This is a genomic window from Micromonospora vulcania, from assembly GCF_042658605.1.
GTDB lineage: Bacteria > Actinomycetota > Actinomycetes > Mycobacteriales > Micromonosporaceae > Micromonospora > Micromonospora vulcania.
Map to the genome: position 1 here is coordinate 15,249 of NZ_JBHSQS010000032.1, position 24,378 is coordinate 39,626.

A 24,378-nucleotide genomic window follows, 5' to 3' on the forward strand; every position below is an offset into this window, starting at 1 on the left:
GCCCACCTCTCGTTCACGATCGCGGGACTCACTGGTTACCCCCGGTGTTGAGGAGCGGACCCGGGAGACCGGCCTCGTCGGCCGCCACCCGCTTGGCCGGAACGGCCGCGCTCGGTGCGGGGACGGAGATCCGGACGACCGCGCCGGACGTCGCCCCGAGGCTGCGTCGCACGGTCGAACCGGGTGAGTTGGTCGGCACCCAGACCACGCCGTCCGGCATCTCGGTCAGCTCCGCCGGCAGGGTCAACGCCCCCCGGTCGGTGCCCACCGTGACCGGGTCACCGTCGGCGACGCCGAGCGCCTCGGCGGTGCCCTTGCCCAGCCGGACCGCCGGCGGGCGGGCGGTGCCCGCGAGGTGCTCGTCGCCGTCGGTCAGCGTGCCCAGGTCGACCAGTTGGTGCCAGGTGGCCAGCACGGCCTCCCCGGCACCCGGGTGCGGCACCGACGCCGGCGGCACCGACGGCGCGGCCGGCCGCTGGGTGCGGGTCGTCGGCAGCGTGCCCAGCTCGCGACGCACGCTCGGCACGTCGGCCGTGCCGAGCCGCACGTCGAGCAGCGCGGCCAGCGCGTCGAGCACACGGCCGTCGGTCATCGCAGCGGTGTTCAGCACCGCCTCGAACGGGCGCAGCCGGCCCTCCCAGTCGAGGAAGCTGCCGGCCTTCTCGACCACCGGGGCGACCGGCAGCACGACGTCCGCCCGCCGGGTCACCGCGCTGGTGCGCAGCTCCAGGCTGACCAGGAACGGCACCTCGTCCAGAGCGGACTCGGCCAGTCGCGGGTCGGCCAGGTCGGCCGGGTCGACACCGGCCACCACCAGCGCGCCGAGCTGCCCGCCGGCGGCGGCGGCCAGGATCTGATCGGTGTCCCGGCCGGCCTGGCTCGGGATCACCCCGGCCGGGATGTCCCACGCCTCGCCCAGCTCGGCCCGGGCAGCCGGCTCGGTGACCAGGCGGCCACCGGGGAGCAGGTTGGGCAGGCAGCCCGCGTCGACCGCGCCGCGGTCACCCGCGCGCCGCGGCACCCAGGCCAGCTTCGCCCCGGTACGTCGGGCCACGTCCGCCGCCGCGGAGAGCCCGCCCGGCACACTGGCCAGCCGCTCGCCGACGATCAGGATCGCGCCCGGCGCGCTCAGCGCCTCGGCGACCGTGGCGTGCTCGGCGAGCACGCTGGCCTCCTCGCCCGGCACCACCCGGGCCAGCTTGGCACCGAGCTTCTCCAGGCCGCGGGTGGCGAACGGCGCCAGCGCGTACACCGTCAGGGTCTTCTTCAGGTACGCCTTGCGCAGCCGCAGGAAGAGGATCGGGCACTCCTCCTCCGGCTCGAGGCCGACCAGCACCACGGCCGGCGCGTTCTCCACGTCGGTGTAGGTGACGTCGGTGACCCCGGCGACCGAGCTGGCCAGGAAGTCGGCCTCCTCGCGGGAGACCGGCCGGGCCCGGAAGTCGATGTCGTTGGTGTTCAACGCGACGCGGGCGAACTTCGCGTACGAGTAGGCGTCCTCGACGGTCAGCCGACCGCCGGTGAGCACCGCCGCACCCTGCCCGCCGTCCCGGGCCGCGCGCAGCCCTTCGGCGGCCACGGTGAGCGCCTCGCTCCAGGACGCCTCCCGCAGCTCACCGCTGCGCTCGTCGCGGACCAGCGGGGTCGTCAACCGGTCGGTGGCCCGGGCGTACTGGAAGCCCCACCGGCCCTTGTCGCAGTTCCACTCCTCGTTCACCGCCGGCTCGTCACCGGCCAGCCGGCGCAGCACCTTGCCGCGCCGCCAGTCGGTGCGCTGCCCGCAGCCGGCCGAGCAGTGCTCGCAGACGCTCGGGCTGGAGACCAGGTCGAACGGGCGGGCCCGGAAGCGGTACTGGGCACCGGTCAGGGCTCCCACCGGGCAGATCTGCACGGTGTTGCCGGAGAAGTAGGAGTTGAACGGGACATCGCCCGCGTCGCCCTCCTCCCCGTACGCGTCGTCCCGGTAGATGTTGATCTCTTCGGCGGACGACCGGCCCATCAGGTCGATGAACTTGTCGCCGGCGATCTCCTCGGAGAACCGGGTGCAGCGCTGGCAGAGCACGCAGCGCTCGCGGTCCAGCAGCACCTGGCTGCTGATCTCCATCGGCTTCTCGTACTCCCGCTTGTGCTCGTGGAAGCGCGAGTCGGTACGGCCGGTGGACATCGCCTGGTTCTGCAGTGGGCACTCGCCGCCCTTGTCACACATCGGGCAGTCCAGCGGGTGGTTGAGCAGCAGTAGCTCCATCACCCCCTCCTGCGCCTTCTTGGCGACCGGGGAGGTGACCTGGGTACGGACCACCATGCCGTCGGCGACGGTCTGGGTGCAGGAGGCGACCGGCTTGCGCTGACCCTCCACCTCGACCAGACACTGCCGGCACGCTCCGGCCGGGGCCAGCAGCGGGTGGTCGCAGAAGCGGGGGATCTCGGTGCCCATCTGCTCGGCGACCCGGATCAGCAGCGTCCCCTTGGGGGCGGTGACCTCGACGCCGTCGATGGTGAGCGTGACGGTGTCGGTCTGCTTGGCTACGTCGGTCATTAGTGGGCTCCCACCAGCTGCTTGTCCGACAGCTTCGGCGCGGTACGTCCCTCGATGTAGTCGAGGTAGTCCTGCTTGAAGTACTTCAGCGACGAGGTCACCGAGCTGGTCGCGCCGTCACCCAGACCACAGAACGAGCGGCCGAGGATGTTGTCGCAGGTGTCCAGCAGGGTGTCCAGGTCCTCGTGGGTGCCCTGACCGGCGAGGATCCGCCGGTAGACCCGGACCATCCAGTAGTTGCCCTCGCGGCACGGGGTGCACTTGCCGCACGACTCGTGGTGGTAGAACTCCAGCCACCGGTAGGTCGCGTAGACCGGGCAGTCCTGGTCGGAGAAGATCTGGGTGGCCGTGGTGCCGAGGATCGAGCCGGCCCCCGCCACCCCCTCGAAGTCCAGCGGCACGTCCAGGTGCTCGGCGGCGAGCAGCGGGGTGGACGAGCCGCCGGGCGTCCAGAACCGCAGGTTGTGCCCCGGCTGCATGCCGCCGGCCAGCTCCAGCAGCTCGCGCAGCGTGATGCCCATCGAGCACTCGTACTGGCCGGGGTTGACGATCCGGCCGGAGAGCGAATAGATCATCGGCCCGGAGGACTTCTCGGTGCCCATGGACTTCCACCAGTCGGCCCCGCCGAGCACGATCGGCGGCACGCTGGCGATGGTGCCGACGTTGTTCACCACCGTCGGGCTGGCGTACAGGCCGTGGGTGGCCGGGAAGGGCGGACGCAGCCGCGGTTGCCCCCGGAAGCCCTCCAGCGAGTCCAGCAGCGCGGTCTCCTCGCCGCAGATGTACGCCCCGGCGCCGGAGTGCACCACCAGTTCCAGGTCGTAACCGGTGCCCAGGATGTTCCGACCGAGGTAACCCTTGGCGTACGCCTCCTGGACCGCGTTGCGCAGCCGACGCGCGGCGTGCACCGCCTCGCCCCGGATGTAGATGTAGGCGCGGCTGGCCCGGATCGCGTACGACGCGATGATCACGCCCTCGACCAGCGCGTGCGGGTCGTGCGTCATCAGCGGCAGGTCCTTGCAGGTGCCCGGCTCGCCCTCGTCGGCGTTGACCACCAGGTAGTGCGGCTTGCCGTCACCCTGCGGGATGAACCCCCACTTCAGACCGGTGGGGAAGCCTGCGCCACCACGGCCGCGCAGCCCGGAATCCTTGATCAGCTGGATCAGGTCGTCCGGGTGGGCCTTGAGCGCCTTGCGCAGCGCGGCATAGCCGTCGAGCTGCTCGTAGGTGCCGATCCGCCAGGCGTCCGGCGACAGCCAGCGCTTGGTGAGCACCGGCGTCAGCTTGGCCAGCGTCTCCGGGCGGGGAGTGGTCACTTCTGGACCCCCGTTTCGCTCGCGGCGGCGGAGTTCGCGCCACCGGCGCTCGCCGACGCTTCGTTGAGGTTTCGCTCCTGGGGGCCGGTGGAGTCACCGGCGGGCTTGCCGTCGCCGGCCGGCTCGTTGGCCGCCACACCGGCGGCCTCCGCGGCCTGCGCGTCGGGCGCTGCCGGCGGCTCGGTCTCGGTCGGGACCTTGGTGCCGGGTGCGTCCGGCGCGGCGGTCGCCGCGTCCGGCTGCCGGGTCTCTGCGGTACGCACCTGTGGCGACTTGTCGTCCGGTGCCTTCACGTCCGGCGCGGTGCTGCCGGTCGCCGCGGCGGCGGGAGCCGGCTCGCCGGTACCGGCGTTGCCGGGCGTACCCGTCGGAGCGGACGCGCCGTCGCCACCCTTGACCGGGATGGCCTGCTTCACGGGCTCGGCCTTGGCGGCCTCGGCGGCCTTGGCCTGCGCCGCCGCCTTGTCCGCCTCGGCCTTGCTGCGGATCGGGGTGTTCGGGTCGAAGCCCGGTACCGATACGCCGTGCTGCTGCGCCAGCAGCAAACCGCGCAGAGTGGGCTGGCCCGGTCCGCCGTCGGCGACCGCGCCCTCGCGCTCGTCGGCGAAACCGGCGAGCTGCACCGCCATCTCCTTGAGCGTGCAGAGCCGTGCGCCCCGGGTCGGCATCGGCCGGCCGCCGGCCCGCAGCTCGTCGACCACTCCGACCGCCGTGGACGAGTCCACCCCGTCGAAGAAGTCGTAGTTGACGGTCATCACCGGGCCGTAGTCGCAGGCCGCCAGACACTCGGCGTGCTCCAGGGTGATCTTCCCGTCGGCGGTGGTCTCGTCGTGCCCGACGCCGAGGTGCTCGGCGAGGGTGTCGTAGACCTCCTGGCCGCCGAGCACGTTGCACATCGTGTTGGTGCAGACGCTGACCAGGTAGTCGCCGGTCGGCTTGCGCTTGTACATCGTGTAGAAGGTCGCCACCGCGCCGACCTGGGCCTTGTTCAGACCGAGGACCTCGGCGCAGAACGCGACGCCGGCCGGGGAGACGTACCCCTCCTCGGCCTGCACGAGGTGCAGCAGCGGCAGCAGCGCCGAGCGGGACCGGTCGGCCGGGTAGCGGGCGATGATCTCCCGCGCCCGCTCGCGAGTCGTATCGGTGAAGGTCATCGGTCACAACCACCCATCACGGGGTCCAGCGAGGCGCCGCCGGCGATCACGTCGGCGATCAGGCCGCCCTCGGCCATCGCCGGGAGGGCCTGGAGATTGACGAAGCTCGGCTCCCGGTAGTGCACCCGGTACGGCCGGGTGCCACCGTCGGAGACCGCGTGCACGCCCAGCTCGCCGCGGGGCGACTCGATGCCGACGTACACCTGGCCCGGCGGGACCCGGAAGCCCTCGGTGACCAGCTTGAAGTGGTGGATCAGCGACTCCATCGACTGACCCATGATCTTCGCGACGTGCTCCAGCGAGTTGCCCATGCCGTCGACACCGATGGCCAGCTGGGCCGGCCACGCGATCTTGCGGTCGGCCACCATCACCGGACCCGGCCGGAGGCGGTCGAGCGCCTGCTCGACCAGCTTCATCGACTCCCGGATCTCGGCGAGCCGGACCTGGTAGCGGCCCCACACGTCACCGTCGGGGTGGGTCGGCACGTCGAACTCGTACGTCTCGTAACCGCAGTACGGCATGGTCTTGCGCAGGTCCCACGCCAGCCCGGCGGAGCGCAGGACCGGCCCGGTGATGCCGAGCGCCACGCAGCCGGTCACGTCCAGCACCGCGACGTTCTTGGTCCGCTCGATCCAGATCGGCTGGCCGGAGAGCAGGTCCTCGTACTCCTTGAGCTTCTTCGGCATCATCTTCAGGAAGTCGCGGATCTTGACGATCGCCGCGTCCGGAACGTCCTGCGCCACACCGCCCGGCCGGACGTACGCGTGGTTCATCCGCAGGCCGGTGATGGTCTCGAAGATGTCGAGGATGTACTCCCGCTCGCGGAAGCCGTAGAGCATGATCGAGATCGCGCCCAGCTCCATGCCGGTGGTGGCCAGCCAGACCAGGTGCGAGGAGATCCGGTTGAGCTCCATCATCAGAACCCGGATGGTGGTGGCCCGCTCGGTGATGTCGTCGGTGATGCCGAGCAGCTTCTCGACCGCCAGCGCGTACGCCGTCTCGTTGAACAGCGGGGCGAGGTAGTCCATCCGGGTCACGAAGGTCGAGCCCTGGATCCAGTTGCGGTATTCGAGGTTCTTCTCGATGCCGGTGTGCAGGTAGCCGACGACCGAGCGGGCCTCGCGGACCGTCTCGCCCTCGAGCTCCAGGATCAGTCGCAGCACCCCGTGCGTGGACGGGTGCTGCGGACCCATGTTGACGATGATCCGCTCGTCGTTGATCGGGTCGGTGCCCGAGACGACCGTGTCCCAGTCCCCACCGGTGACGGTGAAGACCCTGCCCTCTTCGGTCTCGCGCTCGGTCGCATAGTTCGACGTGGTCACTGGTAGGACCTCCTCCGGTCCGGCGGCGGAATCTCAGCGCCCTTGTACTCGACCGCCACGCCACCCAGCGGGTAGTCCTTGCGCTGCGGGTGGCCCTCCCAGTCGTCCGGCATGAGGATCCGGGTCAGGTTGGGGTGGCCGTCGAAGACGATGCCGAACATGTCGTACGCCTCCCGCTCCTGCCAGTCCGCGGTCGGGTAGATCGCGGTGACGCTGGGCAGGTGCGGGTTCTCGGCGGAGACCGCGGCCTCCAGCCGGACCCGCCGGCGGTAGGTCATCGAGGTGAGCTGGTAGACCACGTGCAGCCGGCGCTCGTCGGCGCCGAGATAGTCCGCACCGGACACCGACGAGCACAGCTCGAAGCGCAGCGCCAGGTCGTCGCGCATCGCCTGGCACACCTCGGCGATCCGCTCCGGGCGTACGTGCAGGGTCAGCTCGCCCCGGTCCACCACGACCTTCTCGATCGCGTCGTTGAAGGCCGGGTACGCCTCCTCCAGCGCGTCCCGGACCTCGTCGAAGTAGCCGCCGTACGGGCGGGCGGCCTCCTCGATCGGCTGGCGCTGGCGGACCAGGCCGCCGTACCCGGACACGTCGCCGGTGCCGTGGTTGCCGAACATGCCGCGGCCGGCCGGGCTGGCCGGTGGGAGCTCGGCCGGGGCACCGCTGGTGGCGCCGGCCGGCACCACCGGCAGCGGTACGCCGCCGTCGTTGGGCTTGTCGTTCGCGCTCACTTGGGGCCGCCTTGCGCGTGAAGGTGGTTCTGAGCGTTCATCCAGTTCTCGATCCGCAGCTGCTCCTCGCGCCCCTCGCGGACCGCCCGGGTCCACTCGGCACGCCGGGCCTTGTCGTTGCGGTACGAGGACGGCATCGAGCCGTACGGGACGACCGGAACGTCGCCACGCTCCTGCCGGGCCGCCAGCATCTTGCGGCCGTTCGGGCCCAGCGGCTCGTACATGATCTTCTCGCGGAGCTTGAGGATCGCGTCGATGAGCATCTCCGGCCTGGGCGGGCAGCCGGGCAGGTACATGTCGACCGGCACCACGTGGTCGACGCCCTGCACGATGGCGTAGTTGTTGAACATGCCGCCGCTGCTGGCGCAGACGCCCATCGAGAGCACCCAGCGCGGCTCGGCCATCTGGTCGTAGATCTGGCGCAGCACCGGCGCCATCTTCTGACTCACCCGGCCGGCCACGATCATCAGGTCGGCCTGCCGGGGCGAGGCCCGGAAGACCTCCATGCCCCAGCGGCCCATGTCGTAGTGCGGGCCACCGGCGGCCATCATCTCGATGGCGCAGCAGGCCAGGCCGAAGGTGGCGCCCCACACGGACGACTTCCGGGACCAGTTGACCAGCTTCTCCACCGAGGTGAGCAGGACGCCGGCGGGAAGCTTCTCCTCGATGCCCATCTGACGTTCCTTCCTCAGTCCCAGTCCAGGCCGCCACGCCGCCACACGTAGGCGTACGCGACGAAGACCGCGACGATGAACAGGACCATCTCCACGAAGCCGAAGATCGGCAGGGCGTCGAACATGACCGCCCAGGGGTAGAGGAAGATGATCTCGATGTCGAAGACGATGAAGAGCATCGCCGTCAGGTAGAACTTGATCGGGAACCGGCCGCCGCCGATCGGCTGGGGGCTGGGCTCGATGCCGCACTCGTAAGCCTCGAGTTTGGCCTTGTTGTAGCGATGGGGACCGGCGAAGCGGGCGGCGCCAACGGAGAACAGCGAGAACGCCGCGGCGAGGGCGAACAGCCCGATGATCGGTGCGTAAGGCGAGAGCGACATCGTTTTCTCCTGCTCGTCCTTCCCTGCCCTCGGTGCTTGACGAAAATCACACTATTCACGTCCCTCGCGGTGGCTGCCGGCGGGGGTCGATCTTTGTCGACGTCAGGGCTGTGACCAGCACCGATGCCGTTCATCTATACGGCTGGTGCCGCCTTCGTCATCGCATTGATGACCCGGTCCATCGCATCCCCGCCACGCGGGTCGGTCAGATTGGCCAGCAACTTGAGCACGAAGCGCATCAGCGTCGGGTGCGGCATACCGTGTTTGGTCGCGATCCGCATGATCTCCGGACGACCGATCAGCTTCACGAAGATGCCGCCCAGCCGGTAGTAGCCGCCGAGTCGCGCCTTCAATTCACTCGGGTACGCCATCAGCGCCCGCTCCCGCTCCGGGCCGGCCGGCCGCGCGAGGGCCTGTACGGCGACCTCCGCGGCCAACTCGCCGGACTCCATCGCGTACGCGATGCCCTCACCGTTGAACGGGTTGACCATGCCGCCGGAGTCGCCGACCAGCATGACGCCGCGGGTGTAGTGCGGCACCCGGTTGAAGCCCATCGGCAGCGCGGCGCCGAGGATCGGGCCGTCGGCGTTGGTCTCGTCGGTCATCCCCCAGTCGGCGGGCGTGTTGGCCAGCCAGTCGGTGAGCAGCCGGCGGTAGTTGGTCTTGCCGAACGCGGATGACGAGTTGAGCACGCCGAGGCCGACGTTGACCCGCCCGTCACCGAGCCCGAAGATCCAGCCGTACCCGGGCAGCAGGTTGTCGCCGCTGTCCTTGCTGCGAAGCTCCAGCCAGGACTCCAGGTAGTCGTCGTCGTGCTTGGCCGGGGAGTGGTAGTAGCGGCGGACGGCCACGCCGATCGGCCGGTCCTCCCGCTTGGCCAGCCCCAGAGCGAGCGGGAACCGGCCGGAGACCCCGTCCGCCGCGACGACCAGCGGAGCGTGGAAGGTGGTCGGTTGCTTGTCCGGGCCCACCTCCGCCTCGACGCCGGTCACCCGGCCGTCACCGTCGAGCACCGGGCCGATCACGTTGACGTTGGTCCGCAGCTTGGCTCCGGCCGCGACCGCCCGCTGGGCGAGCAGGTCGTCGAAGTCCAGCCGGGTGCGCACCAGGCCGTAGTTGGGGAAGCTGGCCAGGTCGGGCCAGTCCAGTTCGAGGCGTACCCCGCCACCGATCACCCGCAGGCCCTTGTTGTGCAGCCAGCCGGCCTCGGGCGAGGTGTCGACGCCCATCCGGATGAGCTGGCGCACCGCACGCGGGGTCAGCCCGTCACCGCAGACCTTCTCCCGGGGGAACTCGGTCTTCTCCAACAGCAACACCCGTACGCCGTGCCGGGCCAGGTGGTACGCCGTCGCCGATCCACCGGGACCGGCGCCCACGACAATGACGTCGGCGTCGTGTTCAACCGCGGTCATTCGCGCCTCCTCCCGCACGCTCGTGAAATCCTTCACAAGCCAGACGGGACGAGTGTATGACCGGCGTCATACCTGCGCAGGATTAGGGGTACCTAACTCGGCGGTGTGACAGCCTGCAACCGTCCACAGCGGTCAGGTGTCAGGCCGAACTGGCCGTGTCCAGGCCCGCATCGACGCGAATGCTCTCCGGCAGGTGCTCCCGCAGCGCACCGCCGGCCGCTCGATCCAGCGCGGCCAACACCTCGGCGACCACCTGCCGGACGTCCGCCGGATCGGCGCCGGCCAGAGCGCGCAACTGCGCGATGAGCTCGGCCGCATCGTCGTCGGTGGCGGTCACCGGGTCCGCCGGGTCTGCTCCCGTCATGCGGACGAGCGTACGGGGCAAAGTGGACTAAAGTCTGATATTCACGAAACCAGACTCCGCCCGACACGTGGTCCGCTACTCGCGGATGCCCCGGTGCAGGGCGACCACCCCGCCGGTCAGGTTGCGCCACGCCACCCGGCCCCAGCCAGCCGCGCCGACCCGCCCGGCCAACGCCGCCTGGTCCGGCCAGGCCCGGATCGACTCGGCCAGATAGACGTACGCCTCGGGGTTGCTGGACACCGTGCGGGCCACCACCGGCAACGACCGCATCAGGTACGACAGGTAGACCGTCCGGAAGGCCGGGTTGACCGGGGTGCTGAACTCGCAGACCACCAGCCGCCCACCGGGCCGGGTCACCCGGGCCAACTCGCGCAACGCCGCGTCGGTGTCGTTGACGTTGCGCAGCGCGAAGGAGATGGTCACCGCGTCGAAGCTGGCGTCGGCGAACGGCAGCCGCAGCGCGTCCCCGGCCAGCAGCGGCACCCCGGGCCGGGCCCGCTTGCCAGCGTGCAGCATGCCCAGCGACAGGTCGGCACCGACCGCGTACGCCCCGGACTGGGCCAGCTCCAGCGTCGAGACACCGGTGCCGGCGCCCACGTCCAGCACCCGCTCGCCGGGCCGCAGCCCGAGCGCCGCGCGGGTGGCGCGTCGCCAGGAGCGGTCCTGACCGAAGGAGAGCACCGTGTTGGTCAGGTCGTAGCGCTCCGCCACGCCATCGAACATCGCGGCGACCTCGTGCGGCTGCTTGTCCAGGCTGGCGCGCTGGCCCTGCGGGGTACGGCTCACCCCTCCACTCTGCCAGCCGCGTTCGGCCCGCCGGCCGCTGGGTGGCGTGCGGGCGGCCCCGGGCACGCGAAAGGGCGGGGTGGTCACCCACCCCGCCCTCACGTCGTCACTGCGTCAGTCGGTCGACGTCTCGTCGCCCGGTGCGACCAAAACGACCTTGCGCCGGCGGGACAGCACCAGCAGCGCCCCGCCCGCGAGCAGGATGACGGCGCCGATGCCGCCGATCAGGCCGACCTGCACACCGGTCACCGGCAGGCCGCCACCGCCGCCGTTGCCACCACCGGCGGCCGGCGACGACGTGGTCGCGCCCGGCGTCGGCGTACCGCCCGGGGTCGGCGTCGCCGTCGGGGTGGGCGTGGGGGTCGGAGTGGGCGTCGGGGTGGGCGTCGGCTGTGCGGTCAGGTCGACGAAGGCCTCGAAGGTGGTGTGGTTGTCCAGCTCGTCGACCTCGGTGAAGGCCTTGCGCTGCGCCGGATTGGCCACCTCGGGCTGCTCCTCCGGCTGCCCCTCGGTGCCGTCCAGCCCGTACGCGAAGAAGTCGCCCTCGTGCAGCACCGGCTCGGTCACGTCGTCACCGGCCCGTACCTGGACGTCCGCGGTGTAGTACTGGCCGGGCTTGACGACCGCGCCGGAGTCCTCGCACAACAACTGGGCCTTGCCGGCGATCTCCTGCTCCAGGCAGCCCTGCGGCTTCGTCACGAAGGTGACGCCAGCCGGCAGGGTCAGGCCGTAGAAGATTCCCGTCGCCTTGCGGCTGCCGTCGTTGTACACGGCCCAGTCGAGGGGCACCGTCACCCCGCGGGGGACCGGCTTCAGGTCGGGCTCGTCGCTGACCGCGCCGTTGACCACGACGTTGGCCTGGACATCCTGCACCCAGGCGGTCAGGTCGTAACCGGGCTTGGCGACGGTGATCGGCACCTCGACGGTGTCGTCCTCGATGCTGAGCTGCGGGGTCTCGGTGGTGACAGCGACGCCCAGCACCCCGCCGTTCCCCCGGCCGCCCGTGCTGAACAGCGGGAGGCCGAATTCTTCGCTGGTGCCGGCACGCAGATCGCCGAGGAGGCAGCTGTAGATCGCCGTGGTGCTGAGCACGCAGTCGGCGGGAATGACGTAGCCGACCCGCTTCTGCTTCAGCTCACGGGTGTCCACCCGGACGCGGACGTTCTTGGCATCGGCGGGGCCGGAGTTGGTCACGGTGAACTTGAACGGCTTCGCCCGAGCCGCGTCGACGCCCTTGGCGAGGGTCGTACTGATCGGAATGAGGCTGATCTCGGCCGTGTCGGCGGCATGCGCCGGGGCGGCGACGGTGGCCACGCCACCGGCCGCGAGCAGGGCCACGACGCCGGCACGCGCCAGGGCCGAGCGGTGGAACGCTGTCATCGGTCCCCCGGGGGTTAGGGAAGAGAGAACGGTCGCGGAACGAGCGGACGTTATCGGAGGTCGATCTCTCGCGCCAGCGCGGCGGGATGTTTTTCATCCGTCCGGTCTGGAGTGAGCAGACGGTACGGGCGGAATGGTCACCCATTCCGCCCGCGCCGCCGTGCATTATGTGAACGGCCCTCACGGGCCGATGGAGGACTACCGCTGGTCCGTCGACCGCTCGATATGAGGCGGGACGTTAGCCCCAGACGATCAACTCCACCACCCCGAACCGGGCAGCCTGCCGCCAAATCGGCCGGGACCACCCGTACCGCCGAGGGCCCTCGTGCGCGAGCACGAGCCCCGGTCAGCCGAACGGCCGGACGTCGACCGGCGTCAGTTGACCTCGACCAGTGGCAGCGACCGGCCCGCGCCACCACCGGGCAGCGCGATCGAGGAGAAGTGCGAGACCACCCGCTCGTCGGTCGGGTCGTCGGCCGGCGTGTGGTGCACGGCCAGCCGGTTGTAGAGGGTGTCCCGCTGCGCGGGGATCCGGTCCGCCGAGCGGATCATGCCGATCAGCTCGTGCAGGTTGGAGCGGTGCCGCGCCCCGGCCGAGGAGATGACGTTCTCCTCCAGCATGATCGAACCCAGGTCGTCCACACCCATGTGTAGCGCGAGCTGCCCGACGTCCTTGCCGGTGGTCAGCCAGGACGCCTGCAGGTGCGGCACGGTCTCGAAGAAGAGCCGCGCCACCGCGACCAGCCGCAGGTATTCCAGCGTGGTCGCCTGCGTACGGCCCTTGAGGTGGTTGTTCTCCGGCTGGTACGTCCACGGGATGAAGGACCGGAAGCCACCGGTGCGGTCCTGCACGTCACGGATCATGCGCAGGTGCTCGATCCGCTCGGCGTGCGTCTCGCCGGTGCCCATCATCATGGTGGCGGTCGACTCGATGCCCTGCCGGTGGGCCAGCTCCATGACCTCCAGCCAGCGCTCACCCGACTCCTTGAGCGGCGCGATGGCCTTACGCGGCCGCTCGGGCAGCATCTCCGCCCCGGCACCGGCGATCGAGTCCAGGCCGGCGACCTTGATCCGGGCGATCGCCTCGTCCAGGCTCACTCCGGAGACCTTGGCCATGTGCAGGATCTCGCTCGGCCCGATCGAGTGGATGACGAGCTGCGGGTACGCCTGCTTGACCGCCGAGAACAGCTCCTCGTAGTACTCGACGCCGTAGTCCGGGTGGTGCCCGCCCTGGAGCATCACCTGGGTCGCGCCCAGCTCGACGGCCTCACCGCAGCGGCGCAGGATCTCCTCGGTCGGGTGGGTCCAACCCTCGCCGTGCTTCGGCGCCCGGAAGAACGCGCAGAACTTGCACGCCGTCACGCAGACGTTGGTGTAGTTGATGTTGCGGTCGATCAGATAGGTGACGATGTTGTCCGGGTACCGCCGCCGACGCACCGCGTCCGCCGCCTCGCCCAAAGCATGGAAGGGTGCCTCCGTGTAGAGCAGCAGCGCCTCCTCGGGCGTGATCCGCCCACCGTCCGCGCCACGCTGCAGGATGTCGTCGATCTCCCGGCTCACCGTCACATCCACGAGGGTACGCCGACCGCACGCCTCGCCCGGGAGGGGTGCGGTGAGCTGTGATTCACTCCGCCCCGCCGTTCTCGCGACGCCAGCCGACCGCACTGGATCCAGGTTCTAGTGGCATCGCCGCGTTGGCGAGGCCACTAGATCCTGGGTCGAGCACGGTCTTGGCCGGGCGAGACACGTCAGGCGTCGTAGTCGACCGTGAGCTTGTCGGTGGTGGGGCTGGACTGGCAGGTCAGAACGTAGCCGGCGGCCACCTCGTCGGGCTCCAGGGCGTAGTTGCGGGCCATCGTGACCGCGCCCTCGACGACCTTCGCCTTGCACGTCGAGCAGACACCGCCCTTGCAGGCGTACGGCAGCTCGCCACGCACCTTCAGCGCGGCGTCCAGCACCCGCTCCTCGCGGCCCATCGTGAAGTTCGACGACCGGCCGTCCAGCACGATGGTCACCTCGGCCCCGCCGGCCGCCTGGTCGACCGGGCGGCGCACCAGCTCGGGTGGCGCGTCGACGTGGAACAGCTCGGTGTGCACCACCGGCTCGCCCCCCTCGCGCGTGGTCAGCACCTCCTGGACGTCGACCACCATGCCGTACGGGCCACAGAGGAACCACTCCTCGATCACCTCGCCGGGCACGATGGTGCCCAGTAGCCGGCCCATCCGTTCGGCGTCGATCCGGCCGGAGAGCAGCGACGACTCACCCTGCTCCCGGGAGAGCACGTGCACCAGGTGCAGCCGGGCCGGGTACCGGTCCTTCAGGTCGGCCAACTCCTCGGCGAACATCACCGTGTTGGCCGTGCGGTTGCCGTACACCAGGGTGAACGTGCTGGCCGGCTCGACGGCCAGGGCGGTCGCGACCAGCGCGAGCACCGGGGTGATGCCGGAACCGGCGACGACCGCGCCGTAGTGCCGCACCCGGTCCGGCGCGAAGGCCGTGGTGAAGGTGCCCAGCGGCGGCAGCACCTCGACCGTGTCGCCGCCGCGCAGTGCGCCGCAGGCGAAGGCCGAGAACGCGCCGCCGGGAATCTCCCGCACCCCGATCCGCAGCCGGCCGTGCCGAGCCAGGTCGTCGGGTGTGGAGCAGATGGAGTACGACCGACGAACGTCGCTGCCGTCCTCGGTCACCCGGCGCACGGTGAGGTGCTGACCCGCACGGAACGCGAAGACTTCGCGCAATTCCTCGGGTACGGCGAAGGTGACCGCCACGGCGTCGTCGGTGAGCCGGTCGACGGCGGCGACCGGCAGCGGGTGGAAGGCCGGCCGGCGGCGGACCGGCCGCGTGATGGTGACTGTCACAGTGCCTTCAGGTGGTCGAAGGGTTCGGAGCAGGAGCGGCAGCGCCACAGCGCCTTGCACGCGGTGGAGCCGAACCGGCTGACCTGCTCGGTCTCCGGCGAGCCGCAGTGCGGGCAGCGTGCCGCGAGGGTCAGCGGGACCACGCCGGCGGCGGTCACCCGGGCGGGCGGGGCGATCCCGGCGGCGGCGAGCTTGGCCCGCCCGGCGGCGGAGATCCAGTCGGTGCTCCACGCGGGGCTGTAGACCGTGCGGACCTCGGCGTCCGGATGGCCGGCGGCGGTCAGCGCGCGGCGGATGTCGGCGCGGATCACGTCCATGGCCGGGCACCCGGTGTAGGTCGGGGTGATCGTGACGGTGACCCGGCCGCTGGCGGGATCCTTCTCGACCGCGCGCAGGATGCCCAGCTCGTCGATGGTGATGACCCGGATCTCCGGATCCACCACGCTCGCGGCGGCCACCCTCGGATCACTCACCACTGAGCCCCGGGGTGGGCGCGGTGCAGCACCTGCATCTCGGCGAGCAGGTAGGCCAGGTGCTCGGTGTGCACACCGACCCGCCCTCCGGCCGGTGCCCAGCTGCTCTCCGGCCGGGTGAGCGTCGCCTCGGCCAGAATTGGACCGACGGTGTCGTCGAACGCCGGCCGCAGGGTGGCCGGATCGACCGGCGCCGCCGGGTCGGCGGCGAACAGCTCGTGTGTGTACGGCCAGACCTGGTCGACGGCCACCTGCATCCGCCGGTGCGACTCCTCGGTGCCGTCGCCGAGCCGCTTCACCCACAACGCGCCGTGGTCCAGGTGGTACGCCGACTCCTTGCGCGCCTTGGCGCCGATCGCGGCCAGCCGCTCGTCCGCGCACCCGGCCAGTGCCGTGTACAGCGGCAGCTGGTACGCCGCCAGGAAGAACAGCTTCGCCACGGTCACCGCGAAGTCGCCGTTGGGCAGCTCGACCAGGAGGGCGTTGCGGAACTGGCGATCGTCGCGCAGGTACGCCAGCGCGTCCTCGTCCCGGCCGGCGCCCTCCAACTCGCCCGCGTACGACAGCAGCAGGCGGGCCGCGCCGAGCTGGTCGAGCGCGATGTTGGCCAGCGCGATGTCCTCTTCCATCTCGGGGGCGCGGGTGGTCCACTCGGCCAGCCGCTGCGCGGCGACCAACGCGTCGTCGCCGATGGCGAGGGTGAAGTCGACGGGGCCGTTCACGCCGCAACCTCGCTGCGCTCGGCGGCCTCGCCGCTGAGCTGGTTGGTTCGCTCGCTCCGCCCGTTCACAGGTGGGCCACCCCGTCCGGCACCTCGTAGAAGGTGGGGTGGCGGTAGACCTTGTCGGCGGCCGGGTCGAAGAAGGCGTCCTTCTCGTCCGGGCTGGACGCGGTGATCGCGCCGGCCGGCACCACCCAGATCGAGACGCCCTCCTGCCGTCGGGTGTAGAGGTCCCGGGCGTTGCGCAGGGCCAGCTCGGCGTCGGGCGCGTGCAGGCTGCCGACGTGGGTGTGCGAGAGCCCGCGTCGGGCCCGCACGAAGACCTCCCAGAGCGGGGTCTGTTCCGTCATGCCGGCACCTTCTCCTTCTGCTCGGCCTGGTTGGCCCGCTCTGCCCGCTTGGCGGCGTACGCCGTGGCGGCCTCGCGCACCCACGCGCCATTGGTGTGCGCTGCCCGGCGGTGGGCCATCCGCTCCCGGTTGCACGGACCGTCGCCGGAGATCACCCGCATCAGCTCGTCGTAGTCCGGCTGGGTGTAGTCGTACGCCTGTCGCTCGTCGTTCCAGCGCAGGTCGTCATCGGGGATACGCAGCCCGAGGATCTCCGCCTGCTGCACGCACATGTCCACGAAACGCTGACGCAGATCGTCGTTCGAGAAGCGCTTGATCTTCCAGGCCATCGACTGGGTGGAGTGCGTGGAGTCGCCGTCCGGCGGGCCGAACATGGCCAGCGACGGGTACCACCAGCGGTCCACCGCGTCCTGGGCCATCGCCTGCTGGGCGGCGGTGCCGTGCGCCAGCGTGTGCAGGATCTCGAAGCCCTGACGCTGGTGGAACGACTCCTCCTTGCAGACCCGGATCATCGCGCGGGCGTACGGGCCGTAGGAGCAGCGGCACAGCGGCACCTGGTTGACGATCGCCGCGCCGTCCACCAGCCAGCCGATCGCGCCCATGTCGGCCCAGCTCAGGGTGGGGTAGTTGAAGATCGAGCTGTATTTCTGCCGTCCGTCCAGCAGCAGCTCGACCAGCTCGTCGCGGCTGATGCCGAGGGTCTCGGCGGCGGCGTAGAGGTAGAGCCCGTGGCCCGCCTCGTCCTGCACCTTGGCCAGCAGGATCGCCTTGCGCTTGAGCGACGGCGCCCGGCTGATCCAGTTCCCCTCCGGCTGCATGCCGATGATCTCGGAGTGGGCGTGCTGGGCGATCTGGCGGATCAACGTCCGGCGGTACGCCTCCGGCATCCAGTCCCGCGGCTCGATCTTCTGCTCCGCGTCGACCACTTCGGTGAAGTACGCCGCCAGATCCTCGTCCGGAGCGGGCGCACCGCGCCGCTGACGCGCGGCGGCAGCCCGTAGCTCCGTCTCGGCCGCCTCGACCTCGCCGAGCAGGCCGCCGCCGGGTGCGTCGTCCGGGGCGGAGAAGTCGTTGCCATACATGGGGACAAGTGTTACAGCTTGCGCCCCGATGCACTAGGGGGTGTAACAGGAAACCCGCGTCACCTTCCGTTACATTTGGGCACTTTCCCATCGCAGAGCGCGACCAATCGGTCTATGACTTGACTCACGCCACAAAGATGAATCCCCCCACAAGCCGCATACCATCTCGATAACCCGCCTTCATTGCAAGTTGCCCGGTGTCGAACTCTGGTGGCCGGTCGGTCCGGACGTAGACTTCTGCCGGACAACCGATCGGCTGCCGAGAATCGACATCTCCACCGAGGCCACCTCCCCCGGCCTCGGCGATCGCACCGATCCGCCCGGACACCAAGCCGGTCCCCCCGGCCCTGACATCTGGAGCTCACCCACTCATGCGATCTCGCGTGACCATGGTGCTCGCCATCGCGGCGGTCCTGCTCGGTGGCGTTCTGCTGGTCCCCTCGGCGTACGCCCGGCTCGCCGGTGACGGCATCGGCGGCATCGGCGGAGGCGGCGCCGAGAGCGTCGCCGCGCCTGCGCCCACCCCACCGCCGCCGCCCACGCTGGCGGCCGGCCCGGTGTCGGTGGCCTTCCAGGGTGACTTCTTCTCATGGGCGCTGATGGACCGGCAGACCAGCAAGATCTCCGGCTCGTCGAACATGACCTCGACCAACTCCACCGAGTCGATGATCAAGTCGTGGTTCGCTGCCGACTACCTGCGCCAGCTCGGCGCCAAGCCGATCCCGACGGCGATGAAGAAGAACATCACCACCGCCATCCGGGACAGCAACGACGACGCGGCGAACGCCCTCTACACGGCGGACGGCAAGGCCGCCACGATCAAGCGGCTGGTCAACACCTGCGGGCTGACCGACACCGCCGCGCTGTCCAACGCCAACCGCGGCGCCGTTCCCTCCAGGTACATCGGCTGGTGGAGCTTCACCCGGATGTCTCCCCGGGACGCGGTACGGCTCGGTGACTGCATCGGCGACGGCAAGGCGGCCGGCCAGAAGTACACCGCCTATCTGCTGAACGAGATGAGCAAGGTCCAGGGAACCACCGCGGACAAGGATCAGAAGCTCAAGTCCGGCGGCGGTCGCTGGGGGATCATCGACGGCCTGCCGAAGTCGATCCTCGCGCAGGGCCCGGTCAGCATGAAGAACGGTTGGACCCGATTGGTCTACGACGGGAACTGGCACGTGAACTGCCTCGCCGTCACCGACAAGTGGAGCCTCGCGGTGATGATGCGATACCCGGCCAGCAAGCCATTGAGCTACGGCGCACAGGTCTGCGCCAGCGTGACCACCCAACTGGTCACCCCGCAGCCGGGCGCCGCGCTCAAGGTGCCGCAGCAGCCGGCCGGGAAGCTCTGATGGCGGGCAACCGTCGGGCCGACCGGCGCAACGGCGGCGAGACCTCCCCGCTGCGACTGATCGCGGTGGCGGTCATCCTGATCGGGCTGGTGCTGGTTTCGCTGCGGCTGCTGCCCGGGTCGCCGTTCGAGTCCTCCGCCGCCGCCCGCTGGGGCGACGCCGGCAGCACGACAAGCGACCGATCGACCGGTACGCCCACCGACCGCAGTGCCCGTCAGCCGGCCCCGACCGCGAGCCCCAGCCCGTCGCTGGAGCCACTGCCGTTCGTGGCCAAGGACCTCAAGCTGGACATCCAGGGTTGGTACTCCTGGAGCGTGCTGGACCGCCGGACCGGGAAGATCATCGGTTCGAAGAACATGGGCGAGACCAGCACCACCGCCTCGATGATCAAGTCGTGGATCGTGGCCGACTACCTGCGCCGCACGGCCGACGCCGGCCAGACACCGAGCGACGCGAAGCTCGCCGACGCGACCCGGATCATCCGGGACAGCGACAACACCCGGGCCGAGCAGTTCTACAACTCGGTCGGCCGGGACGCCTCGATCCGGCGGCTGCTCTCCATGTGCAAGCTCACCGACAGCAGCGTCGCCCCCGACAAGGGCTGGAGTCGTACGGCGCTCTCCCCCCGGGACACTGCCCGGCTGGGCAACTGCATCGCGACCGGCACCGCCGCCGGCCCGAAGTGGACCAAGTGGCTGCTCAACGAGATGAAGCTGGTCCGTGGTGCCGGTGACTTCGGCATCCGTAAGGCGTTCCCCGCCGCCGAGCAGAAGCAGATCGCCATCAAGAACGGGTGGATCGACCGGACCAAGGAGCAGGAGATGCACATCAACTGCCTGGCCATCGGCGACACCTGGACGATGGGCGTGATGGTCAAGTACCCGATCGGCATGGGCTACGACTACGGCATGAAGAACTGCGAGAAGATCACCGAGGCGCTGCTCCGCCCCGGAGTCTGATCGGCGGCGGCTCAGCCGGCGAAGAACGCCGGGCCGCCGTCCGGCAGCACCGGGGCCTCGCCGACCGCGGCGGCCCGCTTGCCGAACTCGCGCAGCCCGGCGACCTGCCGGTCTCCGAGCGAGAAGTCCAAGGTCCGGAAGTACGTGGCCAGCGTCGCGGCGTCGAACGGCTCCCACCGGGCCGCCGACTCGGCGACCTGGTCCAGCTCGGCCAGGCAGAGATCGCGCGACCGCAGGAACGCCTCGTGCACCTCCTTGACCAGGCCCGGGTGGGCGACGGCGAACTCGCGGCGAACCGCCCACACCGCGAAGACCATCGGTAGGCCGGTCCACTCCCGCCACGCCTGCCCGAGGTCGGTGACCGTGAGGCCGCGGCTCGGTGCCTCGTAGAGAGCCCGCAGCGCGACGTCCCCGATCACCACTCCGGCGTCGGCCTCCAGCAGCATCTGGCTCAGGTCGGGCGGGCAGCGGAAGTAGTCGGGTTGGACGCCGTACCGCTCGGCGAGCAGCAGTTGGGCCAGCAGCACCCCGGTCCGCGAGGTCGAGCCGAGTGCCACCCGGGCGCCGTCCAGCTCGGTGAGGGGTTTGGTGGAGACGACGTTGACCGAGAGCACCGGCCCGTCGCTGCCCACCGCCAGATCGGGCAGGAGCAGCAGCTCGTCGGCGTGCCGCAGGTACTCGACCAGCGAGATCGGGCCGATGTCCAGATCGCCGGCGACCAGCGCGGCGTTCAGCTGATCCGGCGAAGCCTTGTGCAGGTCCACGTCGATCAGGGCGCCCGAGCGCATCAGACCCCAGTAGATCGGGAGGCAGTTGAGGAACTGGATGTGCCCGACCCGGGGGCGTGCGGTGCGCTCAGCCATGCCCCGACGGTATCCCCGGCCATCGGCACCGGCGCAGCGGGCCGGCCCGAAGTGGCCAAGCCCGCATCCGTACCGACCGATCGCCGAGGTCGTACGCCCGGTTCGTCCCGCGCCGGGCGCCGCAGCACCCGCGCGACGACCGGGACGAATGCCAGCACCGCCACCAACCCGGCCACGCCGGCACCGGCGATCAACGGCCGGGGCGGGACGGCCATGAGCAGCGCGCCGCCGATCAGATAGCCGGCCATCGAGCCGCCCTGCACCGCCGCGCCGTAGCTCGCGTACGCCTGCGCACGCATCGCCTCCGGCACCCGCCGGGCGGTGAGCAGGTTGGCGAAGACGTTCTCGGCACCGTTGGCGGCGCCGGCCACCAGCCAGAGCGGCACCAGCAGGCCGGCCGCCGGCACCGTCGCCGCGAGCAGCACCAGCAGGCTGCACCCGCCGAGCGTGGCCAGTACTCCGCGGACCAGCGCACCGTCATCGTCGAGCCGGTGGGCGAGCCGGGCCGCCAGCCAGCCACCGGGCAGCATGCCGGCCATCCAGGCCGCGCCGACCAGGCCGTACGTCGTGGGCGAGCCGTTCAGCGTCTCCCGGATGAAGAAGACCTCGATCACATTGATGCCGCCGATCGCCGCGATCACCACCGCGGTGCTGATGACCATGACGAGCAGCAGCGGATCCCGACGCAGCCGCCAGCCGGGGGCCGTACCGCGCGGAGCGTCCGCAGTGGCCGGTGCGACGGCGGTCGACCGACCGCCGCGCCGGGTCCGCAGCAGCAGGCCGGCGACCACCAGTGCCAGGTAGCTCGCGGCGTCCAGCAGCAGCGGTACGCGAGTGCCGAACTGCCCGACCAGCAGCCCGGCCAGCACCGGACCGCCGAGTGCGCCGAGCGAGACGGCGGTCTGGCTGATCGCGCTCGCCCGTGGCAGGTCGGTCGGGCGGACCATCGCCGGCAGCAGCGCCGCCAGACAGGGCTGGGTCACCGCGAGCCCACAGGCGAGCAACGCGACGAGCCCGACCACCAGGACCGGGTGGTCGACGAGGGCGAGCAGCACGCAGATCGCGGCCTGGGCCAGCCCGACGGTCACCAGCAGGGTACGACTGTCCACCCGATCGGCGAGCCGACCGGCGAGCGGGGCGAGCACCACCAACGGCAGGGTGGCCGCCAGCAGCAGCCCCGACACGGCGAGCCCGCCGGCACCGGCACCCTGCAGTGCCAGGGCGAGCGCGGCGGCGGCGAGGAAGTCGCCGCAGATCGTGGTGCCCCGTGCCGTGGCGGCGAGCCAGACGTCCGGCCAGCGCGATCCGTCAGTTGTGAAGGACATACTTCGAAAATAATCCTTCACAACTCATCGGCACAACCCCCGCTACGCCAGCGGCACCGCCCGGTAGTGCACCGCGACGGCCCGCGCACCCGGCGGCGGATCGGCCTGGCGGCGACGCTGGCGGTACGGCTCCAGCAGCGCCGAGACGGCCTCGTTCAAGCTGGCCAGCTCCTCCGCAGTGAGCAGCAGCAGCGTGTTGTTGAACAGCGCCACGTCGTACCACTCGGGCGGTTCGTCCCCGGCGCGCCGCAACCAGTCCCGGGTCCGTCCCAGGTCCCGGGCAGCGTGCGCCTCGACGACGGCCCACTCGGCCGCCCGGGCCTCGACTCCGGCCTCGCGGCCCGCGTCGACCATCAAGTTGGGGCTGAACGTGCGCCACACGCGCTCGCGCGCGTCCCCCCGACTCGGTGCCTGCTCGACCAGGCCGAACTTCGCCAGCGCCCGCAGGTGATAGCTGGTCGCGCTCGGCGACAGCCCGGCAACCTCCGCGCACTCGGTGGCGGTCCCGCCACCCTCACGGCTGCTGAGATATTCCATGATCGCGATCCGGGCCGGATGAGCCAGCGCCCGCATCACCTGCGGGTCACTGATCGTCATCCGACGCGACTCGGGACGGGCGTCGGTCATCCCCCCATGATCCCGGCCACCCACCCAACCCGCCATCACCCCCGCGATCCGCCGACGGGCCCCACATGATCGGCAGTCGGCGCCCGGCGGCTGGCGGCTCGCGGCTGCGTCCGCAGCACCTGTCACAACAGGCCAGGTGGGGGCGGCCCCGCAGAACACACTGGTCCGGCGGCGCTCATGTCGCCGGCGATGATGGCGGTCCGCCCGCACGTCGGCCTGGCCCGCACGACGCCCACGCCCACGGCCACGCCCGGTGGATCCCGCCAGCCCAAGTCACTTGCTACTGGGCGTTCGACTGGCCGCGCGACACCCCGAAAATGTCGTACACCTGTTCTAGCATGGCTTCATGTTGAGAGCGTTGTCGCAGGCAGCCGGGGCTGTCGACGACTGCGCCGAAACCGCGCCGTGGGCACTCTCCGATGACGACCTGCTCGCGTCGATCGATGCGACGCACACGGTGGCGCAGCGGCTGGCCACCGTCCAGCTCGGGTTGGTGCGTGAGCTGGACGCCCGCGGCCTGGCTGCCGCCCGGGGCGCCTCATCCACCGCCGTCTGGCTGCGTGAACGACTCCGGCTCTCCGGCCGATCCGCCCGTCAGCTGGTCGAGCTCGCCGCCACCGTCGACGCCGCACCGCCCACGGTGCGCAACGCCATGCTCAGCGGCACCATCGGCGTCGAGCAGGGCCGAGTGGTGGCGGAGACGATCGCGGCGCTCCCGGCCGAGGCGGGCCCTGAGGTTGCGGACAAGGCCACCCAGTTGCTGGTCGCCTGGGCCGACCGGTTCGATCCGGCGATCCTGCGCCGTCTCGGCGAGCGCGTCCTCACGCACGTCGCACCGGACCTCGCCGACCAGGCCGAGCTGGCCGCCCTCGAACGGGCCGCCGAGCGGGCCGAGGCCCGCCGGCACGTCACGCTCTCCGAGCAGCAGGATGGGCAGGTACGCCTCAGCGGGAGCCTCGACACCGAGACCGCGAGCCTGCTACGTGAGGCGATCGGGCCGCTGTGTGCGCCGGCCGGCCAGCATGACGACCGCAGCCCTGGTCAGCGTCGGGCTGATGCGCTCGGTGAGATCTGCCGACTGGCGCTACGCACCGGCAGCCTTCCCGAGAGCGGTGGTGACCGACCGCAGCTCGTGGTGACCGTGTCGCTGGACGCGCTGGTCAACGGCGTACGCGCCGGCACCCTGGACACCGGGGCGGGCCTCACACCCGGCACGGTCCGCCGCCTCGCCTGCGACGCTGCCGTCCTCCCGGCCGTGCTGGGCGGCAACAGTCAGGTCCTGGACGTCGGACGTCAGCGTCGGCTCTTCACCGGGCCCCTGCGCCGCGCGCTGGTGCTGCGGGACGGTGGCTGCGCCTTCCCCGGCTGTGACCGACCGCCCCGATGGTGCGACGGCCACCACGTCCGGCACTGGGCTGACGGCGGCACGACGGCGCTGGGCAACGCCGTTCTGCTCTGTGGCCATCACCACCGGCTCATCCACCAGGGCGACTGGACGGTCCGTGTCGCCCCGGACGGCCAGCCCGACTTCCACCCGCCCAGCTGGCTCGATCCCCTCCGCGCCCCACGCCGCAACCTCTACCATCAACGCTGCTGAGGCCGAGAGCATCACCACCGCCACGGGTGGGCCGAGAGCAGACACGACGTTCCGGCCAGCCATCTCGGTACCCGGCCAACTCCCGCCGAAGCGCCCCAGCGCCACGCCGCCGGGGC

23 protein-coding genes are annotated in these 24,378 nt (G+C 71.0%); 3 read left to right on the top strand and 20 right to left on the bottom strand.

Features of this window, described 5'->3' with window-relative positions; genetic code table 11:
* Positions 1-28: 28 nt before the first annotated feature.
* The 17 genes from ACFQGL_RS29410 to paaA all read right to left on the bottom strand — a co-directional run bounded on the left by ACFQGL_RS29410 (position 29) and on the right by paaA (position 17,539).
* Positions 29-2,536, bottom strand: a complete 2,508-nt coding sequence (locus ACFQGL_RS29410; RefSeq protein WP_377515876.1) for an NADH-quinone oxidoreductase subunit G — start codon at positions 2,534-2,536, stop codon at positions 29-31.
* The gene (gene nuoF, locus ACFQGL_RS29415; RefSeq protein WP_377515877.1) at positions 2,536-3,852 is read right to left on the bottom strand and encodes an NADH-quinone oxidoreductase subunit NuoF; all 1,317 of its coding nucleotides are present in this window, start codon (positions 3,850-3,852) and stop codon (positions 2,536-2,538) included. Before nuoF ends, ACFQGL_RS29410 begins: the two co-directional genes overlap by 1 nt.
* Complete coding sequence (gene nuoE / locus ACFQGL_RS29420; protein WP_377515878.1) at positions 3,849-5,006, bottom strand: NADH-quinone oxidoreductase subunit NuoE; 1,158 nt, start codon at positions 5,004-5,006, stop codon at positions 3,849-3,851. Before nuoE ends, nuoF begins: the two co-directional genes overlap by 4 nt.
* A complete protein-coding gene (locus ACFQGL_RS29425) occupies positions 5,003-6,328 on the bottom strand; it encodes an NADH-quinone oxidoreductase subunit D (RefSeq protein WP_377515879.1) in 1,326 nt (441 codons plus the stop codon). The genes nuoE and ACFQGL_RS29425 overlap by 4 nt, the downstream gene beginning before the upstream one ends.
* Positions 6,325-7,059 (bottom strand): NADH-quinone oxidoreductase subunit C, encoded by a 735-nt coding sequence (locus ACFQGL_RS29430; protein ID WP_377515880.1) that lies wholly within the window; start codon positions 7,057-7,059, stop codon positions 6,325-6,327. Before ACFQGL_RS29430 ends, ACFQGL_RS29425 begins: the two co-directional genes overlap by 4 nt.
* Positions 7,056-7,733, bottom strand: a complete 678-nt coding sequence (locus tag ACFQGL_RS29435; RefSeq protein ID WP_377515881.1) for a NuoB/complex I 20 kDa subunit family protein — start codon at positions 7,731-7,733, stop codon at positions 7,056-7,058. The genes ACFQGL_RS29430 and ACFQGL_RS29435 overlap by 4 nt, the downstream gene beginning before the upstream one ends.
* 14 nt (positions 7,734-7,747) lie before the next feature.
* Positions 7,748-8,113 (bottom strand): NADH-quinone oxidoreductase subunit A, encoded by a 366-nt coding sequence (locus ACFQGL_RS29440; RefSeq protein WP_377515882.1) that lies wholly within the window; start codon positions 8,111-8,113, stop codon positions 7,748-7,750.
* 134 nt (positions 8,114-8,247) lie between these two features.
* Positions 8,248-9,525, bottom strand: a complete 1,278-nt coding sequence (locus ACFQGL_RS29445) for a geranylgeranyl reductase family protein (protein WP_377515884.1) — start codon at positions 9,523-9,525, stop codon at positions 8,248-8,250.
* Positions 9,526-9,664: 139 nt separating this feature from the next.
* On the bottom strand, positions 9,665-9,889 hold the full coding sequence (locus ACFQGL_RS29450) for a hypothetical protein (RefSeq protein WP_377515885.1): 225 nt from the start codon (positions 9,887-9,889) through the stop codon (positions 9,665-9,667).
* A gap of 75 nt (positions 9,890-9,964) precedes the next feature.
* Positions 9,965-10,675 (bottom strand): demethylmenaquinone methyltransferase, encoded by a 711-nt coding sequence (locus ACFQGL_RS29455; RefSeq protein ID WP_377515886.1) that lies wholly within the window; start codon positions 10,673-10,675, stop codon positions 9,965-9,967.
* Between the two features lie 114 nt (positions 10,676-10,789).
* The gene (locus ACFQGL_RS29460) at positions 10,790-12,055 is read right to left on the bottom strand and encodes a cell wall anchor protein (protein WP_377515887.1); all 1,266 of its coding nucleotides are present in this window, start codon (positions 12,053-12,055) and stop codon (positions 10,790-10,792) included.
* Between the two features lie 375 nt (positions 12,056-12,430).
* Positions 12,431-13,621 (bottom strand): cyclic dehypoxanthinyl futalosine synthase, encoded by a 1,191-nt coding sequence (mqnC, locus tag ACFQGL_RS29465; RefSeq protein WP_377515888.1) that lies wholly within the window; start codon positions 13,619-13,621, stop codon positions 12,431-12,433.
* A gap of 182 nt (positions 13,622-13,803) precedes the next feature.
* Positions 13,804-14,913, bottom strand: coding sequence for a 1,2-phenylacetyl-CoA epoxidase subunit PaaE (gene paaE, locus ACFQGL_RS29470; protein WP_377515889.1), 1,110 nt, complete (start codon positions 14,911-14,913; stop codon positions 13,804-13,806).
* Entirely contained in the window at positions 14,910-15,386 is a 477-nt protein-coding gene (paaD, locus tag ACFQGL_RS29475; protein WP_377515890.1) for a 1,2-phenylacetyl-CoA epoxidase subunit PaaD, read from the bottom strand. Before paaD ends, paaE begins: the two co-directional genes overlap by 4 nt.
* Positions 15,383-16,108, bottom strand: a complete 726-nt coding sequence (gene paaC, locus ACFQGL_RS29480; protein ID WP_377515892.1) for a 1,2-phenylacetyl-CoA epoxidase subunit PaaC — start codon at positions 16,106-16,108, stop codon at positions 15,383-15,385. The genes paaD and paaC overlap by 4 nt, the downstream gene beginning before the upstream one ends.
* A gap of 64 nt (positions 16,109-16,172) precedes the next feature.
* Entirely contained in the window at positions 16,173-16,457 is a 285-nt protein-coding gene (paaB, locus tag ACFQGL_RS29485) for a 1,2-phenylacetyl-CoA epoxidase subunit PaaB (RefSeq protein ID WP_377515893.1), read from the bottom strand.
* Complete coding sequence (gene paaA, locus ACFQGL_RS29490; RefSeq protein WP_377515894.1) at positions 16,454-17,539, bottom strand: 1,2-phenylacetyl-CoA epoxidase subunit PaaA; 1,086 nt, start codon at positions 17,537-17,539, stop codon at positions 16,454-16,456. The genes paaB and paaA overlap by 4 nt, the downstream gene beginning before the upstream one ends.
* Positions 17,540-17,910: 371 nt before the next feature.
* Here paaA and ACFQGL_RS29495 point away from each other — a divergent pair, with 371 nt between their 5' ends.
* Positions 17,911-18,891 carry a hypothetical protein gene (locus ACFQGL_RS29495; RefSeq protein WP_377515895.1) on the top strand — a complete coding sequence of 327 codons (981 nt, stop codon included), beginning with the start codon at positions 17,911-17,913 and terminating at the stop codon, positions 18,889-18,891.
* Positions 18,891-19,850 carry a serine hydrolase gene (locus tag ACFQGL_RS29500; protein ID WP_377515896.1) on the top strand — a complete coding sequence of 320 codons (960 nt, stop codon included), beginning with the start codon at positions 18,891-18,893 and terminating at the stop codon, positions 19,848-19,850. The genes ACFQGL_RS29495 and ACFQGL_RS29500 overlap by 1 nt, the downstream gene beginning before the upstream one ends.
* 11 nt (positions 19,851-19,861) lie before the next feature.
* On the opposite strand, the gene ACFQGL_RS29505 is transcribed toward ACFQGL_RS29500, so the two are convergent.
* From ACFQGL_RS29505 to ACFQGL_RS29515, 3 genes are read right to left on the bottom strand one after another with little or no spacing between them, the layout of a single operon-like run.
* Positions 19,862-20,713, bottom strand: a complete 852-nt coding sequence (locus ACFQGL_RS29505; protein WP_377515897.1) for a menaquinone biosynthetic enzyme MqnA/MqnD family protein — start codon at positions 20,711-20,713, stop codon at positions 19,862-19,864.
* Positions 20,638-22,038, bottom strand: coding sequence for an MFS transporter (locus ACFQGL_RS29510; RefSeq protein ID WP_377515898.1), 1,401 nt, complete (start codon positions 22,036-22,038; stop codon positions 20,638-20,640). The genes ACFQGL_RS29505 and ACFQGL_RS29510 overlap by 76 nt, the downstream gene beginning before the upstream one ends.
* Before the next feature lie 42 nt (positions 22,039-22,080).
* A complete protein-coding gene (locus ACFQGL_RS29515) occupies positions 22,081-22,665 on the bottom strand; it encodes an ArsR/SmtB family transcription factor (RefSeq protein ID WP_377515899.1) in 585 nt (194 codons plus the stop codon).
* A gap of 346 nt (positions 22,666-23,011) precedes the next feature.
* On the opposite strand from ACFQGL_RS29515, the gene ACFQGL_RS29520 reads away from it, so the two are divergent.
* Positions 23,012-24,262: an HNH endonuclease signature motif containing protein gene (locus tag ACFQGL_RS29520; protein ID WP_377515900.1), complete on the top strand. Its 1,251-nt coding sequence runs from the start codon at positions 23,012-23,014 to the stop codon at positions 24,260-24,262.
* The last annotated feature ends 116 nt before the right edge of the window (positions 24,263-24,378 follow it).